The sequence below is a fragment of the Parasphingomonas halimpatiens genome, from assembly GCF_036663795.1.
Classification (GTDB): domain Bacteria; phylum Pseudomonadota; class Alphaproteobacteria; order Sphingomonadales; family Sphingomonadaceae; genus Sphingomonas.
Map to the genome: position 1 here is coordinate 14,823 of NZ_JAXOJP010000043.1, position 18,126 is coordinate 32,948.

The window sequence follows — 18,126 nt, forward strand, 5'->3', positions numbered from 1 at the left end:
GTCTTGTCCACCCGTCCGCAAGGGATTCAGAGCGACAATACCCGATCGTCGAACAGCCCGAAGGCGAGGGTCGAGGCGTAGAACGCCACCGCCCGGTCGCGCGGCATGGTCGATGCCCATTTGCGCATGTCGAAGGCGGCGTTCTGCAACGCCATCAGCGACTGTGCCGAGATCAACGGGTCGATCGGGCGGATCGAGCCCTCGGCGATGCCGTCGCTGATCGTCCCAGAATAGCGTCGCGCGATGCGGTTGGAGCGCTCGATCATCGTCCGCCTGACGCCGACCGGCAGGCCGCTCAGCGCGGTGGTGCGCAACAGCGGGCCGCGCTCGGAAAACTGCACGTCGAGCAGCGTCGCGATGGTGCTCGACAGGCGATGCCAGTGACTGCCGCCTTGGCTGTCGGCGAGATGCTGCGCGTCGGCGATCGTGTCGAAGCTGCGCTTGTAGCACGCCGTGACCAGATCGTCCTTGGCGTCGAGATGATGGTAGAAGCTGCCCTTGGTGACGTTGAGTTCCGAAGCGATCTTCTGCACCGACGCACCGCGATAACCGAGCTCGTTGATCAGCCGCGTCGCCGCCAGCAGAAAGGCCTCGCGACCGGCTTCCGCATCGTCATGCTCGAGGTCGATCAGCGTCGGTGACCAGCCTTCGCCATCGGCCGCGATGCCGTGGTCGAACACGTCCATCAGCCGGGCGCGGACACGATCATATTGGTCGAGATCGTATCGCGTCAGCCACGCCGGAATCCAGAACGTGTTCTCGAGCAGCGCATGCGCGCGCGCGCCGTACAGGTCGGTTTCGAGGCGGTTGTTGGTCGGGCCCCATAAGGTGCGCGTCATCCGGAACACGCGTTGCCATCCCGCCATCAGCCGCCCGCGCGACGGCTCTTCCATCGCGCGCAGGTCGGATAGCGTGGCGAAGGCCTGTTCCTCGCCGCGTTCGATTCGCGCGAATCGGTCGAAATTGATCGCCAGGTACCGGGCGACTCGCGCCTGCGGCGTCGGCTCGACCAGCGCCTCTTCGAGCATCGCCTGCAACCGGTCGAGCGTATGCTCGAAACAGGCGGCGGCGAGGTCTTCCTTGCGCTTGAAATAATAGGTCACGCTGGTGGTGTTGAGCCCGACGCGTTGCGCGACATCGGCAAAGGTCATGCCCTTCGCGCTCTGCTCGTTGATCGCCTCGGCGGCGGCGGCAAGGATCGCGTCGCGCTTCGCCTTGAAACGCTTCGTCGAGGTATCCTCATCCTGTCGGGGTGCTAGCTCGGCCTCCATCCACAAATTTGTAACAGCTTATTTTCGAAGAGACAGTGTTTTTTCCATCGCTCTTTACCGCTACGATTTCCGTGTCGATCGCGCTTTACCGAAAACGCGGTACGGTTTAAGCGACCCTCCGAAACAGCAAATCCGAGAGGCCGCCATGGACTTCACGCTCAACGAACGAGAGACCTTCTTCCGGGATCGCGTGAAGACCTTCATCGACCAGAACATCCGGCCGCGACAGGCCGATTACGACGCGCAGTCCAAGTCGGGCGAGCGCTGGAAGGTCATTCCGGTGATCGAGGAAATGAAGGAGAAGGCCAGGGCGCAGGGCCTGTGGAATTTCTTCATGCCGCCGCAATCGGGCCGCACCCATGTCGATGACAGCTTCACCTTCGAAGGCACGCAGCTCACCAATCTCGAATATGCGCTGTGCGCCGAGGAAATGGGCAAGGTCGGCTGGGCCAGCGAATGCTTCAACTGCTCGGCACCCGACACCGGCAACATGGAAGTGCTTCATCGCTACGGTACGCGCGAGCAGAAGGAGCGCTGGCTCAAGCCGCTGATGAACGGCGAGATCCGTTCGGCCTTCCTGATGACCGAGCCGGCGGTTGCCTCGTCGGATGCGACCAACATCCAGACCTCGATGGTGCGCGACGGCGATCACTATATCGTCAACGGCACCAAATGGTGGTCGTCGGGCGTCGGCGATCCGCGTTGCAAGGTCGCGATCCTGATGGGCAAGACCAACCCCGAATCGACGCGCCACACCCAGCAGTCGATGATGATCCTCGACATGGAAGCGCCCGGCGTGAAGATCGAGCGCATGCTCTCGGTCTATGGCTATGACCATGCCCCGCACGGGCATGGCGAGGTCGTGCTGACCGATGTGAAGGTCCCGGCCGAGAATATCCTGCTCGGCGAGGGGCGTGGCTTCGAGATCGCCCAGGGGCGGCTCGGGCCGGGGCGCATCCATCATTGCATGCGCACGATCGGCGTTGCCGAGACCGCGATCGAGGCGATGGCCAAGCGTCTGCTGACGCGCGTCGCTTTCGGCAAGCGCATCGCCGATCATTCGGTATGGGAACAGCGCATCGCCAAGGCGCGCATCGATATCGAGATGACGCGCCTGTTGTGCCTCAAGGCCGCCGACATGATGGACAAGGCCGGCAACAAGGCCGCGCAGCTCGAGATCGCGATGATCAAGGTTGCCGCGCCCAACATGGCGCTGCAGATTCTCGACGATGCGATCCAGGCCCATGGCGGTGGCGGCGTCAGCCAGGACTTCCATCTCGCGCACGACTGGGCCGCGATGCGCACGCTGCGCTTCGCCGATGGTCCCGATGAGGTCCACAACCGCGCCATCGCCCGCAACGAGTTCGGCAAATATGCCGACCTGCCCGAGGCGGTCGCGGCCAAGGAAGCGATGCGGCGCTAGGCCGAGAAAAATCCGTTCGTGCTGAGCTTGTCGAAGCACCGTCCTTGTCCGGACAGAACGAAGAAAAACGGCCCTTCGACAAGCTCAGGGCGAACGGATGTTGGAGTGAAGAGTGAAAGCTGCCGTTCTGTTCGAGGCGGGCATACCGCTCTCCATCGAAGACGTGATCGTGTCGAACCCGGCGCCGCACGAGGTGCTGATCCGCACCGCGGCGGTCGGGGTGTGCCGCTCGGACCTGCATTTCGTGGATGGCGCCTATCCGCACGCCATGCCGACGATTCCGGGGCATGAGGCGGCGGGCGTCGTCGAGGCGGTCGGCAGCGAGGTGCGCACGGTCAAGGTCGGTGATCACGTGATCACCTGCCTGTCGGCCTTTTGCGGCCACTGCGAGTTCTGCGTCACGGGCCGCATGTCGCTGTGCATTGCAGCCGACGTGCGGCGGCCAAAGGGTGCCGCGCCGCGCCTGACCTTCGCTGACGGCTCGGTCGTCAATCAGATGCTCAACCTCTCGGCTTATGCCGAGATGATGCTCATCCATGAGCATGCCTGTGTCGCGATCGATCGCGACATGCCGCTCGATCGCGCCGCGATCATCGGCTGCGCGGTGACGACCGGGGCAGGGGCGGTGTTCAACGCGGCCGATGTCGTCCCCGGCGAGACGGTGTGCGTCGTCGGCTGCGGCGGCGTCGGCCTCGCCGCGATAAATGCGGCGCGGATCGCGGGTGCGGGCAAGATCGTCGCCGTTGATCCCGTCGCCGAGAAGCGCGCGCTGGCCGAGAAGCTTGGCGCGACCCATTCGGTCGACGCATTGTCGGACAGCTGCGCCGAGCAGGTCGTCGAGATCAGCAATGGCGGCGTGCATCACGCGATCGAGGCCGTCGGCCGGGCGCAATCGGCCGCGACCGCGGTCAAGGTGCTGCGGCGTGGCGGTACCGCGACGATCCTCGGCATGATGCCGCTCAACGAGAAGGTCGGCCTGTCGGCGATGGATCTGCTCGGCGGCAAGCGCCTGCAGGGCGCGCTGATGGGCGCCAATCGTTTCCCGGTCGAAATCCCGCGCCTGGTCGACTTCTACATGCGCGGCCTGCTGGATCTCGATACGATCATCGCCGACCGGATGCCGCTCGATCAGGTCAACGTTGCCTTCGACGAGCTGCGCAAGGGCGACACCACGCGCTCGGTGATCGTGTTCTGATGAGCGACGCGCAGAAAACCATGACCGGCACCCTCCCGGTCGAGGAGCGCGACCGGCTCGACCTCGTCCGGCTCGCCGCGTGGATGGAAAGCCATGTCGAAGGTTTTGCCGGCCCGCTCAGCTATGCCAAATTCGCTGGCGGCCAGTCGAACCCGACCTATCGGCTCGACACGCCGACCACCGCCTATGTGCTGCGGCGCAAGCCGTTCGGCCCGCTGCTCCCCTCTGCACACGCGGTCGATCGCGAATATCGCGTCATCGCCGGCCTCCACCCGACCGGCTTCCCCGTGCCGCGCCCCTACGGCCTGTGCGAGGACGACGGCGTCGTCGGTTCCGCCTTCTACATCATGGAGATGGTCGAGGGTCGCACGATCTGGGACGGGTCGATGCCCGAGCTCACGCCTTCCGCGCGCCGCGCGCATTATGACGCGATGGTCGATACGCTGGCAGCGCTGCACAATCTCGATCATGTCGCTGCCGGCCTCGAAAGTTACGGCAAGCCGGGCAATTATTTCGAACGCCAGATCGCGCGCTGGACGAAGCAATATCGCGCTTCGGAAACCGAGCACATGCCCGATGTAGAGCGGCTGATCGAATGGCTGCCTGCGACCTTGCCCGAGCAGACGCGCACATCGGTCGTGCACGGCGATTACCGCATCGACAACATGATCTTTGCGCCCGACGCACCGCGCGTCATCGCCGTGCTCGACTGGGAATTGTCGACGCTTGGCGATCCTCTCGCCGATTTCTCCTACCTGCTGATGAACTGGGTGACCGAGCCCGAGGGGCGCTCGGGGGTCAAGGGGCTGGCCGGCCCCGAAACGGGTATCCCCACCATCGCCGAGGTGACCGAGCGCTATTGTGCCGCCACCGGCCGCGACGGCGTGCCGCAGCTCGAATGGTATTTCGCCTACAACCTCTTTCGGCTGACCGGCATCGTCCAGGGCATCAAGAAGCGCATCGTCGACGGCACCGCCTCTAGCGCGCAGGCCGCCAAGACGGCGGAACGTGTCTATGGGCTGGCCGAAGCGGCATGGGGCTTTGCCAAGCAGGCAGGAGCGAAGGACTGAACATGGCCAATCTCTTCGACCTGACGGGTAAGGTCGCGATCGTCACGGGCTCGACGCGCGGTATCGGCAAGGCCTCGGCGATCGAGCTTGTCCGCCACGGCGCGCGCGTCGCCATTTCGAGCCGCAAGCAGGATGCCTGCGATGCTGTCGTTGCCGAAATCCATGCCGAGTTCGGCCCCGGCAAGGCGATTGCGGTTGCCGCCAACATTTCCGACAAGGCCGGGCTCCAGCATCTCGTCGAGGCGACGCGCGCCGCGTTCGGAGCGATCGACATCCTCGTCTGCAATGCCGCGTCCAACCCCTATTACGGCCCGTCAGAAGGGATTGCCGACGAGCAGTTCCGCAAGATCCTCGACAACAACATCGTCTCCAACCACTGGCTGATCTCGATGGTCGCGCCCGAGATGCGCGAGCGCAAGGCCGGGTCGGTCGTCATCATTTCGTCGATCGGCGGGATCCGCGGCACGCCGGTGATCGGCGCCTATGCCATTTCCAAGGCGGCCGACATGCAGCTCGCCCGCAATCTCGCGCACGAATATGGCCCGTTCAACATCCGCGTGAACTGCATCGCGCCGGGGCTGATCAAGACCGACTTCGCTCGCGCCTTGTGGGAAGACGAAAAGGCCGCCGAGCGCCGCAATGCCGTCACCCCACTGCGCCGCATCGGTCAGCCCGAGGAGATTGCCGGTGCGGTGGTTTTCCTCGCCGGCGCGGCGAGCGCGTACATGACCGGCCAGACCGTCGTCATCGATGGCGGCGTCACGATCTAGGAGAGTGTAAATGATGCGCTTCGTCGGCAAATCGATCATCGTCACCGGTGCGGGATCGGGCATCGGACGCGCCGCCGCCATGCTCTTCGCGCGCGAGGGCGGGCAGGTGATCGTCGCCGACAAGACCGAAGCGGCCGAGGACGTCGCCGCCGAAATCGTCGAGCAAGGCGGCGTCGCGCACGCGATCCGCATCGATGCCGGCAACGAGGAAGACGTCATCCGGGCCATCAACCTGGCGGTCGAGCGCTTCGGCGGGCTCGACGTGATGTTCGCCAATGCCGGCATTTCGGGCGGCATGGCCAATATCTTCGATACCGATGTCGCGCTGATCACCGAGGTGCTCCGCGTCAACCTGATCGGCCCGTATCTCGCGATCAAGCATGCCGCGCCAAAGATTGCCGAGCGCGGCGGCGGGGCGATCGTGCTCACCGCCAGCGTCGCGGGCATCCGCTCGGGCGCCGGGTCGCCGGCCTATTCGGCATCGAAGGCCGGTGTGATCAATCTTGCCCAAGTGTCCGCACAGCAGCTTTCCGGCTCGAATGTCCGTGTCAATGCGATCTGCCCCGGCCTGACCGAGACCGGCATGACCAAGCCGACCTTCGATTATGCTCGCGAGGCGGGAAAGATGGATCGTGTCGGCCGGCTCAACCCGCTGCGCCGCGGCGCCCAGCCCGAGGAGCTTGCTAAGGTTGCCGCGTTCCTCGCCTCCGACGATGCCAGTTACGTCAACGGTCAGGCGATCGCCGTCGATGGCGGCCTGTCATCGAGCCATCCCGTCACCAAACAGGAATATGGCAAGACCGCGGTGTGATCGGGGCGGCGCTCGGCCGCCCCGACACTTCGCTTAGCGGCAGATGCGCACCTGGCGGTGGTGGTGCCACTCGGTCCAGCAACGGCGATGGTGGCGATCCCAGCCATAGTGATGGCCACGGTCCCAGCCATAATGGCGGCGATCGTCGCGGCGATCATGCCGGTCGCGATCATAGCCGCCGCGATGGTCGCGCTGTTCGTACCGCGGGCCGTCGCGATAATCCTGCGCCTCGGCACCGGTCGCGATCGTGGCGGTCGACAAAAGCAAACCGGCCGCCGCGATGGTTTTGATCAAGTTCATCGGACTTCCTTTCATCCCGGGGATCGGGACAGCCGGAAGACTACGCGCGAGCGTGGTTCGGGTTGCTGAACCGGGTTGAAGTCTGGCGTTCATCTGGTCGCACGCCGTTCAGGCGCCGAGCACCGCCTTGAAATGGGCGATGATCTCGTCCGCAGCGGCACGCGTCGGTTCGCCGGCCGCGTCGATCAGGTCGCGCGTCACCACGCTGTGCGGCGGCTTGCCTTCGCTGATCATGCCGGCCGGGTTGCCGCACGAGTCGGGCAGCTCTCTGCCGATGAAGGCCGCGCCGAACGCCTTGTCGAGCGTGACGAACTTGTCGTGCCTGGCCAGCGTATCGCCTTCGAAGCGATAGCCGCGCAGTGTGAGCCCCTCACTGCACGCGCGCTGCTGCACCGTCGCAAGGTCGGCCGCCGAAATATCGAGTCCGTCCGGGCTGCCGACTGGCATGCTGGGCTGCGAGAGCACCGGTGCGAGAACGACCGGATCGACCGCCATCGACAGTGCGAAGCCGCCGGTCAGGCACATGCCGATCACGCCGACGCCGGGCCCACCGCATTCGGCATGCGCCTGGTGCGCGAGCGGCTTGAGCCAGTCGACCACCGGGCTCGATCGGCCGGTGCGGAACAGCGTGAATTCGCGGCTGACGCACAGCCGCAAGATATCGAGCGTACCGGTTTTCTCGCGATTCCGCGCATCGGGCGTCCCGATCAGGATCGGCGCATAGACCCGCATGCCCGCCGCCGCGACCCAGCGGCAAAAGCGCGCCAGTGGCGGCGTAAAGCCGAAGATATCATGGATTGCGATCACCGCCGGGCCGCGGTCGCCGATGCACAGGACCGACTTGGTCTTCCCGCCAAAGGTGAAGTCGCGCCGCGTAAAATCGGCGATGTCGGCGGAAAGCAGGTCGGTCATTCGCGCAACCGCATCAGCCCTTCCTGCGCCACGCTGGCCACCAGCCGCCCGTCCTGCGTGTAGATCTTGCCGCGGTTGAAGCCGCGCGCATGGCCCGCCCAGGGGCTGTCGCAGGCATAAAGCAGCCATTCGTCGGCGCGAAAATCCTCATGCAGCCACAGCGAATGGTCGAGGCTTGCGGTCTGCAGATTGTGCGTCATCCAGTTGACGCCATGCGCGAGCGTCGCCGTGCCGAGCAGCGACATGTCGGAGGCATAAGCGAGGATCGCGCGGTGCATCGCCGCATCGTCGCCGATCGGCGCGACCAGCCGGAACCAGCTGTCCTGCTGCGGTTCGCGCTTGTCGGGCCGGAACCAGCTGCGCGGTTGCAGCGGGCGGATCTCGACGGGCCGCCCACGCAGCATGTGGCGACGAAACTTTTCGGGGATTTCGTCGGCCATGTCGCGGCGCAGTTCGGCTTCGGACTGGAGCGACTCGGGGCCCGGCACGTCGGGCATCGGATCCTGGTGCCGCAGCCCGTCCTCGGGCGTCTGGAAGCTTGCCGCCATGTTGAGGATCGGCTCGCCGCGCTGCATCGCGATCACCCGCCGCGTCGCGAAACTGCGCCCCTCGAAATCGCGCACCACGCGGTAGATGATCGGGAAGTCCTCATTGCCCGGCCGCATGAAATAGGCGTGCAGCGAATGCGCCACCTTGGGCGCCTCGGTCGAGCGCTGCGCCGCCTGCAAGGCCTGGGCGATGACCTGCCCGCCGAACACCCGCCCGACACCGCCGGGCTGGCGTTTGCCGCGATACAGGTCGCGATCGATCTCCTCGATATCGAGTAGGTCGACGAGACCGCTGACGAGCTTTTCCGGCGGCGTGTCGGCAGGCGTGCTGATATCCATCAATAGCCTGCCGCGCTGGCGATCCGGTCGGCGTGGAAATTGGCGTCGCCGAACATCTCGGCGAGCACCCGTGCGCGCTTCATGTAGAAGCCGATGTCATATTCGTCGGTCATGCCGATGCCTCCATGCATCTGCACGCCTTCCTGCACGCTGAGCGTGGTGGCAAGTGCGGTCATCGCCTTGGCAACTGACACCGCCGCATCCGCACCCGCATCGCCCGCATCGAGCAATTGCTGCGCCTTGAGCACCGCGGCGCGCGCCACCTCCATCTCCGCATAGAGATGCGCGGCGCGGTGTTGCAGCGCCTGGAAGCTGCCGATCGCGACGCCGAACTGCTTGCGCTCCTTGAGATAGGAGACGGTCATGTCCATCGCGCCGCCGCCGACGCCGAGCAGTTCGGCCGAGGCGCCGGTGCGTCCGGCACGCAGCAGGCGGGCGAGCGGTTCGCCGCCGGCATCGACCTCGCCGATCACCGCGTCGGCATCGACCTCGACGCCGTCGAAATCGATCCGCGCAGCCAGACTCGCGTCGGCCAGCCGCTCCGACTTGTTGGTCAGGCCGGCGGCGCCCTTGTCGACCGCAAACAACGTGATGCCATGGACGTCATTGGGCGAACCCGCCGTGCGCGCCGCGACGATCAGCAGGTCGGCGACATGGCCGTGCGTGACGAACTGCTTCTTGCCGGTGAGCTTGAAACCATTGCCCGACCGCTCGGCCTTCATTCCGATCGTGTCGCGATGCTTGGCCGCCTCGTCGATCGCCAGCGCGGCGACCGTCTCGCCGGCGACGATGCCGGGGAACCAGCGCGCGGCATGCGGCGTGCCGGTCAGCGCGGCGACCGCGGCGACGGCAGTGGACAGGAACGGGGAAGGGGACAGGTTGCGGCCGATCTCCTCCAGCACGATCCCTGCCTCGACGTGACCGAGGCCAAGGCCACCCTGGTCCTCGCCGATCAGGATGCCGGTCAGCCCCAGCTCGGCGAACTGCTTCCACAGCTCGCGGCTGAAGCCGGTGGCGTCGTTGCTGTCGCGCAGGCCGCGCATATGGCTGACCGGCGCATGCTCGGCGACAAAGCCCTTCGCGGTATCGCGCAGCATCGCCTGTTCGTCGTTGAGATTCAGTGGCATTTTCTTCTCCCTCTCCCCGCTTGCGGGGAGCATTGCGTGAAACTCGGGTCGATCATGCCCCCGGCATGATCTGCGGAATGCCGGGGGCATTCCGCACCCGAGTATTCCCGCAATGCTGGTAGGGGAGAGGGGCAGTCACGCGGACGGCAGCGTTCTGTCCTGCCCCTCTCCCGCGCTTCGCTTCGCTCGCTTGCCCTCTCCCCGGAGGGGAGAGGGAGGTTCATCACGCCCCCGGCAATTCCAGGATGCGCTTGGCGATGATGTTGAGCTGCACCTCGCTGGTCCCGCCTTCGATCGAATTGGCCTTGGTGCGCAGCCAGGCGCGCGGCGTCGCGCCGCCGTTCGAGGCGTCGCTCTCCCATTCGAGCGCGTCCGACCCGCCCGACGCCATCATCAGCTCGTAACGGCTCTTGTTGAGCTCGGTGCCGTAATATTTCATCATCGACGGCTGTGCAGGATGCGCGCGACCGGCCTTCAATTCGTCGATGAAGCGCTCGGACATCATCGCGAACGCCTTGGACCGCACCTCGAACAGCGCGATCTGGCCGCGCAGCAGCGGGTCGGCGAGCTTGCCGTCATGGTCGAGTCCGATCGTCGCCAAGGCGCCCTCGATCAGCGGATTGCCGCCGGTCGAGCCCAGCCCCATGCCCGAGATCATCTCGCGCTCATGGCCGAGCAGATATTTGGCGACGTCCCAGCCTCTATTCTCGTCATGGACGCGCTGGCTCTTCGGCACCACGACATTGTCGAAGAAGGTCTCGCAGAAGGGCGAATAGCCCGAGATCAGCAGGATCGGCTTGGTCGATACGCCGGGCGAGGCCATGTCGAACAGCACGAAGCTGATCCCGCCCTGCTTGGTCGTCTTGTCGGTGCGCACCAGGCAGAAGATCCAGTCAGCCTTGTCAGCGTAAGAGGTCCACACCTTCTGGCCGTTGAGCAGATAATGGTCGCCCTTGTCCTCGGCAGACGTCGCGAGGCTGGCGAGGTCGGAGCCGGCATTGGGCTCGGAATAGCCCTGGCACCAGCGAATCTCGCCGCGCGCGATCTTGGGCAGATAGTCGAGCTTCTGTTCCGCGGTGCCATATTTCAGCAGCGCGGGCCCGAGCATCGAGATGCCGAAGCTGTTGAGCGGGTTGCGGCACTTCAGTCGCGCCATCTCCTCGCGCAATATCTTGGTCTCGGCCGCGCTCAGCCCGCCGCCGCCATAGGCCTTGGGCCAGTCGGGCACCGTCCAGCCGCGCGCGCCCATCGCGTCCATCCAGCTCTTCTGCGCCGGCGTCAGCATCGACTGGTCGCGCCCGCCCCACACCGCGTCCTTCTCGCTGCGCACGGGCTCGCGCATTTCCGCCGGGCAGTTCGCCTCCAGCCAGGCGCGCGTCTTGGCGCGGAACGTATCGAGGTCGGTCATCTACTTGCTCCAGACTAGATCGTGCAGCGTGCGCGCGATCGCGATGGCATCATGGTCGCGCCACATATCGGTGATCACCTGCACGCCGATTGGCAGACCGTCGGCATCGGTGCCGATCGGCACCGAGGTGGCGGGCAACATCGGGAAGGTGGCGATCCCGGGAAAGGCGAATTGCGCGCCGAATTTGGTATCGACGCCGTCGATCGTCAGGCTGCGCTCGGCCAGCGGCGTGTCGTCATGCGGGAAGGCGGTCATGCCGACGGTCGGCGCGATCACCGCGTCATAGTGCGCGAACAACGCCGCCCAGGCACGCCGGTTGCGCGCCTGCTCGTCGCCGAGCGTGAACCATTCGGCCAGCGTCGGCGCGTCGCGGCCCGGCGACGGCGCGCCGCGCGTCATCGCGATGTTGAGCATGTGTATATAATGCCGGTGCTGCTCGTTCAGGTCGGGCAGCAGCTCGCTGGTCCGGTCGACCGTTGCCCCGGCAATTTCCAGCGCCGTGCCAGCATGTTCCAGCGCCGCAACAATCGACGCCTGAACCTGCGCGCGCGGATGCGATGTCAGCAGCAGGACGCGCAAGCCATCGGCACCACGTACAGATGCCGCGGGCAACGGAAAGTCCGACAGCACGTCGAGCGCCGCGACCAGGTCGTCGGCATCGCGCGCCAGCGGCCCGCACACGCCCAGCGCGGCGCGCGCGCCGTCGGTGCCGGGAAAGCTGTGGCCGGTCGAGGACAGCGCATCATAGCTCGGCTTGTGCCCCCACACGCCGTTGAACGCCGCCGGCACGCGGATCGAACCGCCAATGTCCGATCCCAGTTCGAGCGCCACCATGCCCGCTGCCAGCGCGACCGCGCCGCCGCCCGAAGACCCGCCCGCGCTGCGCGTCGGGTCGATCGCATTGTGCGTGCGGCCATGGATCGGGTTGTTCGATTGCAAATCGGCCAGCCCGACCGGCACATTGGTCTTGCCGAGGATCACCGCCCCGGCGCGCTTCAGCCGTTTGACCAGTTCCGCGTCCTCCGACGCGATGAAGTCGCGATGCGCGGTGAAGCCCCAATGCGTCGGCAGGCCGGCGACATTGTATGATTCCTTCACCGTCATCGGCACGCCGAGCAGCGGCAGATCCTGCGGTCCGGCATCGACCGCACGCGCCTGATCGCGCGCGCGATCGAAATCACGCACGACGACCGCGTTCAAGGCGCCGTCGCGCGCCTCGATCCGGGCGATCGCCGCCTCGCATGCCTGCAAGGCGGTCGTCTCGCCGCGGCGGATCGCCGCTGCCGTTTCGAGGGCGGAGCTTTCGCTCAATTGAAGCGCCCGCCGCTTTCCGCCTTGCTCTTGAGCAATTCGGCGACCTTGAAGCCGTGCTTTTCTAGGCCCGCGACGATCTTCTTCAGACCTTCGGTGTCGGCCCAGAACATCGGCCCGCCGCGATAGACCGGCCAGCCATAGCCATAGATCCACACCACATCGATGTCCGATGCGCGCTGCGCCATCTTCTCCTCGAGGATCAGCGCGCCCTCATTGACCAGCGTGTACAGCGTCCGCTCGACAATCTCCTCGTCGCTGATCTCGCGCTTCTGCAGGTTCGATTTCGAACGGAAATCCTCGATGATCTCGGCGACGCGCGGGCTCGGTGTCGGGTTCCGCTTCTCGTCATAATCGTAGAAGCCCTTGCCGGTCTTCTGCCCCCAGCGACCCTCGGCGGCCAGCGCATCGCGGATATTCTCGATCCGGGTCGGGTCGCGGTGCCAGCCGATATCGACACCGGCGAGATCGCTCATCTGGAACGGCCCCATCGGCATGCCGAAGGCGACATGGACGCGGTCAATCTGCTCGGGCGTCGCGCCCTCCATCAGCAGCTTGTTGGCCTCGACCTGGCGCGGCATCAGCATGCGGTTGCCGATGAAACCGTGGCACACGCCGGCGACCACCGCGACCTTCTTGATCGTCTTGGCCAGCGCCATCACCGTCGCCAGTACGTCGGGCGCGGTCTTGGCGCCGCGCACCACTTCGAGCAGCTTCATGACGTTGGCGGGTGAGAAGAAATGCATGCCGAGCACGTCCTGCGGCCGCGCAGTGCAGGCGGCGATCTCATCGACATTGAGGTACGAGGTGTTGGAGGCGAGGATCGCGCCCGGCTTGGCGATCTTGTCGAGCTTGCCGAAGATCTCCTTCTTGACCTCCATCGTCTCATAAACCGCCTCGATGATCAGGTCGCAATCGGCGAGCGCGTCGAAATCGAGCGTCGGGGTAAGCGCGCCCATCGCCGCATCGACCTGCTCGGGCTTCAATCGGCCCTTGGCCGCTGACGCCTCGTAATTCTTGCGGATCACGCCGGCGCCACGATCAAGCGCTTCCTGCGCCATCTCGACGATCGTCACCGGTATGCCGACCGACAGGAAGTTCATCGAGATGCCGCCGCCCATCGTGCCGGCACCGATCACGCCGACGCGCTTGATCTCGCGCAATTTGATGTCGCTCGGGATGCCGTCGATCTTGGCGGCCTGGCGCTCGGCAAAGAAGATGTGGCGCTGCGCGGCGGACTGCGTGCCCATCATCAGCTTCATGAATTCCTGCCGCTCGAAGGCGATGCCCTCTTCGAAGCTCGATCCGTCGCTGGCCTTTTCGACGCAGGCGATGTTCGCCGCCGGCGCGTCGAAGCCGCGAAAGCGCTTGGCATTTTCCTTCTTGAACGCGGCGACCGCCTCGGGGTCGGCCTTGGCAACCTTCTGGCTGGCGCGGGGCAGGGGACGCGCATCGGCCATCTGGCGCGCAAAGGCGATGGCATCGTCGACCAGGCTGGTTTCGCCGGCGATCCGGTCGATCAATCCGGCATCGAGCGCTTTCTTCGCGGAGATCGGATCGCCCTTGGCGGTCATCTCCAGCGCCAGCGGCACCCCGGCGATGCGCGGGATGCGCTGCGTGCCGCCCGCGCCGGGCAGCAGGCCGAGCTTGACCTCGGGCGTACCGATCTTCGCCGAGGGGACGGCGATGCGATAATGACAGCCGAGCGTGACCTCGCAGCCGCCGCCCAGCGCGGTGCCGTGGATCGCCGCGATCACCGGCTTGTCCGATGCCTCGATCATGTCGACGACGGTTGGCAGGCCGGGCTCGACGAACGGCTTGCCGAATTCGGTGATGTCGGCGCCGGCGAAGAAGGTGCGTCCGTCGCAGCGGATCACCATCGCCTTGATGCTGGCATCGGCGAGACCTTCCTTGATGCCGGCTTCGAGGCCCTGACGCACCGCCGCGCCGAGCGCGTTAACCGGCGGGTTGTTCGAGATGATAACGAGCACATCGTCATGGCGTTCGGTGGTGATCGGCGAGGTCATTTTTATTCACTCCTTCCCCGGCGAAGGCCGGGGTCCAGTATCGAAACGAACATTATCCAGCGTTGCGGCCCGTTGCCCGGCCGTCCCCACTGGGCCCCGGCCTTCGCCGGGAAAGCTATTGCTCAGGTCATCGCGGCATAGATCATCGTCTTGAGCTCACGGCGGATCGGATAGGTGTTGGACGGCGACATCTGCGTCATGAAGACCATGTGCAGCCGCTCGACGGGGTCGATGAAAAAGGCCGTCGAGAACATCCCGCCCCAATAATATTCGCCGACCGAGCCGGGGATCATCGAGCGCGCGACATCGACATTGACCGCGAAGCCGAGGCCGAAGCCGGTCCCGGCATTGGCCGCCTCGCTGAACAGCGACTTGGACATCGCCGCGAGATCCGATTTGCCGGGCAGGTGATTCTGCCTCATCAGATCGAGCGTCTTGCGCCCGACGATCCGCGCGCCCTCCAGCTCGCCACCATTCAGGCACATGCGGCAGAAGCGGTCGTAATCGAGCGCGGTCGACACCAGGCCGCCGCCGCCCGACACCAGCTTGGGCATCCGGCTCCACGCGCTCTCGCTGCCGCGATCGTACATCACGCGGCCCTTGCCGGGGACGAAGGTATAGCAGTCGGTCAGCCGGTCGATCTTGCCTGCCGAGACCTCGAAGAAGGTGTCTTCCATGCCGAGCGGCTGGAAGATCCGCGTCGCGAAGAAGGCGGGCAGTTTCATCCCCGACACACGCTCGACCACCGCGCCGAGCACGTCGGTCGACACCGAATAATTCCACGCCGTGCCGGGCGAGAATTCGAGCGGCAGCTTGCCCAGTGCGGCGACGAACCCGTCGAGATCGAGATTGCCATGCCAGTTCTCGAGCTTGCCCTCGCGATAGGCGGCGTCGATGTTCGAGCGGTTCTGGAAGCCGTAGGTCAGCCCCGAGGTGTGGCGCAGCAGGTCGACCATGCGCATTGGCTCGGTCGTCGGCCGCGCCGCGAACGGCACGCCGCCGCCGCCCGCTTCATAGACGCCGACGCCCTTGAATTCGGGCAGGACGTGATGGACCGGGGTGTCGACCGCGACCAGCCCCTCTTCGACCAGCATCATGAACGCGATCGAGGTGATCGGCTTGGTCATCGAGGCGATGCGGAACAGCGAGCCCTGGTCGATCGCCTTGCCGCCCTCGCGCGCCGCGCCGATATTGGCGAAGTGGACGATCTCGCCATCGCGCGCGATCAGCAACTGGGCGTTGGGCAGCTTGCCCGAGGCCACATAGCGTTCGTCGAGCAGCGCATCGATCCGCGCCAGACGGGCAGGGTCGAATCCATGCTTTGCGGCATCGGCGATTCGCATAAAGTCTCCATACCCCGATTTCGAAACACTGGGTCCCTATTGCCTTGAGTGCGGCTCGAATCAACTATAACCTTACGGAAAATGGCCGGGCAGCCGAACCCGGTTTTCAATTCATGAGGAGAAGGCAGAGTGAGTGACGCGGCTTTTGAGACCGAACCGCTGATCGCGCTCGACCCGGCATGGCCGAAGCTTTCGCTGGCCGAGGCGCGCGATGCGCTGACCGCGCCGGGCGAGCGCTTCGAGATGGAAACGATGGATGTTCACGGCGTGCCGACGCGGGTGTGGAAGAACGCGCCGCCGACGCTCGCCTGGCTCGTCGCCGCGACGCGCGCGCATGGCGACCGCATCCTCACCATCTATGAAGATGAACGCGTCACCTATGAGGCCAATTACCGTGCCGTGGCGCGGCTGGCCGCATGGCTCGGCGAGATCGGCATCGCCAAGGGCGACCGCGTCGCGCTGGCGATGCGCAACCTGCCCGAATGGCCGGTGATCTTCTTCGCCGCCGCCAGCATCGGCGCGATCGTCGTGCCGCTCAACGCGTGGTGGACGGCGGGCGAGCTCGAATATGGCATCGACGATTCGGGTGCGCGCATCCTGTTTCTCGACGACGAGCGTTACCAGCGCCTGTCCGCCGACATGCCGGCCCTGCCCGGCGTCGAGCGCATCGTCGTGGCGCGCGCCTCGACCGCGCTCGATGGCCGCGCCTCGCGGCTCGAGGACGTCATCGGCACCCCCGCCGGCTATGCCGACCTGCCCGAGGCCGCGCTGCCCGAGGTGGCGATCGCGCCCGACGACGATGCGACGATCTTCTATACCAGTGGCACGACCGGCAACCCCAAGGGCGCGCTCGGCACGCATCGCAACTTGACTACCAACATCATGACCTCGGGCTATGCTGGCGCGCGCGCCGCGCTGCGCCGCGGTGAGGAGCCGCCGGCGCCGCAGCCGCGCACCTTCCTCGCCTGCATCCCGCTGTTCCACGTCACCGCGTGCAGCGCGACGATGATGGGCGTGCTCGCCAGCGGATCGACGATGATCTTCATGCGCAAATGGGACGCGATCCGCGCGATGGAGATCATCGAGCGGGAAAAGGTCCACATCACCGGCGGCGTGCCGACCATTGCCTGGCAACTGCTCGAACATCCCGATCGCGCCAATTACGATCTCTCCTCGCTCGAATCGATCGCTTATGGCGGCGCGCCCTCGGCGCCCGAACTGGTGCGCCGCATCTACAGCGAGTTCGGCGCGCTGCCCGGCAATGGCTGGGGCATGACCGAGACGATGGCGACCGTCACCAGCCACGCCGCCGAGGATTATCTCAATCGCCCGTCGAGCGCCGGCCCGCCCGTCGCGGTGGCCGATCTCAGGATCGTCGCCGAGGATGGCGTCACCGAACTGCCGGTCGGCGAGGTTGGCGAGTTGTGGGCGCGCGGGCCGATGATCGTGCGTGGTTACTGGAACAAGCCCGAGGCGACCGCCGCGACCTTCGTCGATGGCTGGGTCCGCACCGGCGATCTCGCGCGGCTCGACGATGAAGGCTTCGTCTATATCGTCGATCGCGCCAAGGACATGGTGATCCGCGGCGGCGAGAACATCTATTCGACCGAGGTCGAGAATGTCCTCTACGCCCATCCCGCCGTCACCGACTGCGCGCTGATCGGCATCCCGCACCGCACGCTCGGCGAGGAACCCGCCGCCGTCGTCCACCTCGCCCCCGGCATGACCGCGACCGAAGCCGAACTCCAGGCCTGGGTGCGCGAGCGCCTCGCGGTGTTCAAGACACCGGTCGCGATCCGCTTCGTCCACGACACGCTGCCGCGCAACGCCAATGGCAAGATATTGAAGAAGGATCTGAAGGTGCTGTTTGAGGATCGGGTGGCGGCTTAGGGGAGCGGGCGAAGGAGCGGCCGGGATTGGTGGAGGCTGTAATTGTCAGATCCCAAGCTTACCGATTATGCTGCGACAATGAAATTCGACTTTCTGATCGACGGGATGCTGTCCGGTACAGGTGTGAGGGACGCTGCGCGCGGCGGTTATGTCGAGCCGGCCTCGATGGAGTTGTCAGCGTCTTTGGTGAATGACGTTGAGCGATGGCAGCAGAGGTATGAGGGCGCCCACTTTGCCGGCTTCCCTGCTGAGCTTGTGGCAGATTTAGAGCCTGATTCAAAAGTTTCTCAACTGATTGAGACTCTTGCGATTCTGCGGGTGATCATGCGGATGCTGGCGATGGTTGCCCATGCGGTCGAGCTTTCGATGGATCGTTCCCAG

Annotated in this window: 15 protein-coding genes and 1 pseudogene; 6 read left to right on the plus strand and 10 right to left on the minus strand. The window is 65.6% G+C overall.

What is annotated here, in order from left to right; translation table 11 throughout:
• Positions 1-26: 26 nt before the first annotated feature.
• Positions 27-1,271 (minus strand): TetR/AcrR family transcriptional regulator, encoded by a 1,245-nt coding sequence (locus U1839_RS24005; RefSeq protein WP_281124139.1) that lies wholly within the window; start codon positions 1,269-1,271, stop codon positions 27-29.
• A 145-nt stretch (positions 1,272-1,416) separates the two neighbouring features.
• Between U1839_RS24005 and U1839_RS24010 the strand changes: the two genes are divergently transcribed.
• The 5 genes from U1839_RS24010 to U1839_RS24030 all read left to right on the plus strand — a co-directional run bounded on the left by U1839_RS24010 (position 1,417) and on the right by U1839_RS24030 (position 6,540).
• Positions 1,417-2,694, plus strand: a complete 1,278-nt coding sequence (locus tag U1839_RS24010; protein ID WP_332806091.1) for an acyl-CoA dehydrogenase family protein — start codon at positions 1,417-1,419, stop codon at positions 2,692-2,694.
• 112 nt (positions 2,695-2,806) lie between these two features.
• On the plus strand, positions 2,807-3,889 hold the full coding sequence (locus tag U1839_RS24015) for a Zn-dependent alcohol dehydrogenase (RefSeq protein ID WP_332806092.1): 1,083 nt from the start codon (positions 2,807-2,809) through the stop codon (positions 3,887-3,889).
• Entirely contained in the window at positions 3,889-4,959 is a 1,071-nt protein-coding gene (locus tag U1839_RS24020; RefSeq protein ID WP_332806093.1) for a phosphotransferase family protein, read from the plus strand. Before U1839_RS24015 ends, U1839_RS24020 begins: the two co-directional genes overlap by 1 nt.
• A 2-nt stretch (positions 4,960-4,961) precedes the next feature.
• A complete protein-coding gene (locus U1839_RS24025) occupies positions 4,962-5,729 on the plus strand; it encodes an SDR family NAD(P)-dependent oxidoreductase (RefSeq protein ID WP_332806094.1) in 768 nt (255 codons plus the stop codon).
• 10 nt (positions 5,730-5,739) lie between these two features.
• Positions 5,740-6,540 (plus strand): SDR family NAD(P)-dependent oxidoreductase, encoded by an 801-nt coding sequence (locus U1839_RS24030; RefSeq protein ID WP_332806095.1) that lies wholly within the window; start codon positions 5,740-5,742, stop codon positions 6,538-6,540.
• A gap of 33 nt (positions 6,541-6,573) precedes the next feature.
• Here U1839_RS24030 and U1839_RS24035 read toward each other — a convergent pair whose 3' ends face one another.
• From U1839_RS24035 to U1839_RS24070, 8 genes are all read right to left on the minus strand, one after another.
• Positions 6,574-6,840 (minus strand): hypothetical protein, encoded by a 267-nt coding sequence (locus U1839_RS24035; protein WP_332806096.1) that lies wholly within the window; start codon positions 6,838-6,840, stop codon positions 6,574-6,576.
• A 108-nt stretch (positions 6,841-6,948) separates the two neighbouring features.
• A complete protein-coding gene (locus U1839_RS24040; RefSeq protein ID WP_332806097.1) occupies positions 6,949-7,752 on the minus strand; it encodes a dienelactone hydrolase family protein in 804 nt (267 codons plus the stop codon).
• Entirely contained in the window at positions 7,749-8,639 is an 891-nt protein-coding gene (locus U1839_RS24045) for an acyl-CoA thioesterase (RefSeq protein WP_332806098.1), read from the minus strand. Before U1839_RS24045 ends, U1839_RS24040 begins: the two co-directional genes overlap by 4 nt.
• Positions 8,639-9,766: an acyl-CoA dehydrogenase family protein gene (locus tag U1839_RS24050; RefSeq protein ID WP_332806099.1), complete on the minus strand. Its 1,128-nt coding sequence runs from the start codon at positions 9,764-9,766 to the stop codon at positions 8,639-8,641. Before U1839_RS24050 ends, U1839_RS24045 begins: the two co-directional genes overlap by 1 nt.
• Positions 9,767-9,989: 223 nt before the next feature.
• The gene (locus tag U1839_RS24055) at positions 9,990-11,174 is read right to left on the minus strand and encodes an acyl-CoA dehydrogenase family protein (RefSeq protein WP_332806100.1); all 1,185 of its coding nucleotides are present in this window, start codon (positions 11,172-11,174) and stop codon (positions 9,990-9,992) included.
• Complete coding sequence (locus tag U1839_RS24060; RefSeq protein WP_332806101.1) at positions 11,175-12,485, minus strand: amidase family protein; 1,311 nt, start codon at positions 12,483-12,485, stop codon at positions 11,175-11,177. It lies immediately after the preceding gene.
• On the minus strand, positions 12,482-14,512 hold the full coding sequence (locus U1839_RS24065) for a 3-hydroxyacyl-CoA dehydrogenase NAD-binding domain-containing protein (protein WP_332806102.1): 2,031 nt from the start codon (positions 14,510-14,512) through the stop codon (positions 12,482-12,484). Before U1839_RS24065 ends, U1839_RS24060 begins: the two co-directional genes overlap by 4 nt.
• Before the next feature lie 122 nt (positions 14,513-14,634).
• A complete protein-coding gene (locus U1839_RS24070) occupies positions 14,635-15,855 on the minus strand; it encodes a serine hydrolase domain-containing protein (protein WP_332806103.1) in 1,221 nt (406 codons plus the stop codon).
• 129 nt (positions 15,856-15,984) lie between these two features.
• Here U1839_RS24070 and U1839_RS24075 point away from each other — a divergent pair, with 129 nt between their 5' ends.
• On the plus strand, positions 15,985-17,745 hold the full coding sequence (locus U1839_RS24075) for a class I adenylate-forming enzyme family protein (protein ID WP_332806104.1): 1,761 nt from the start codon (positions 15,985-15,987) through the stop codon (positions 17,743-17,745).
• Positions 17,746-18,032: 287 nt separating this feature from the next.
• Here the strand turns inward: U1839_RS24075 and U1839_RS24080 are convergent.
• Positions 18,033-18,126 (minus strand): annotated as a pseudogene (locus U1839_RS24080) (IS5/IS1182 family transposase); the annotation flags it as partial.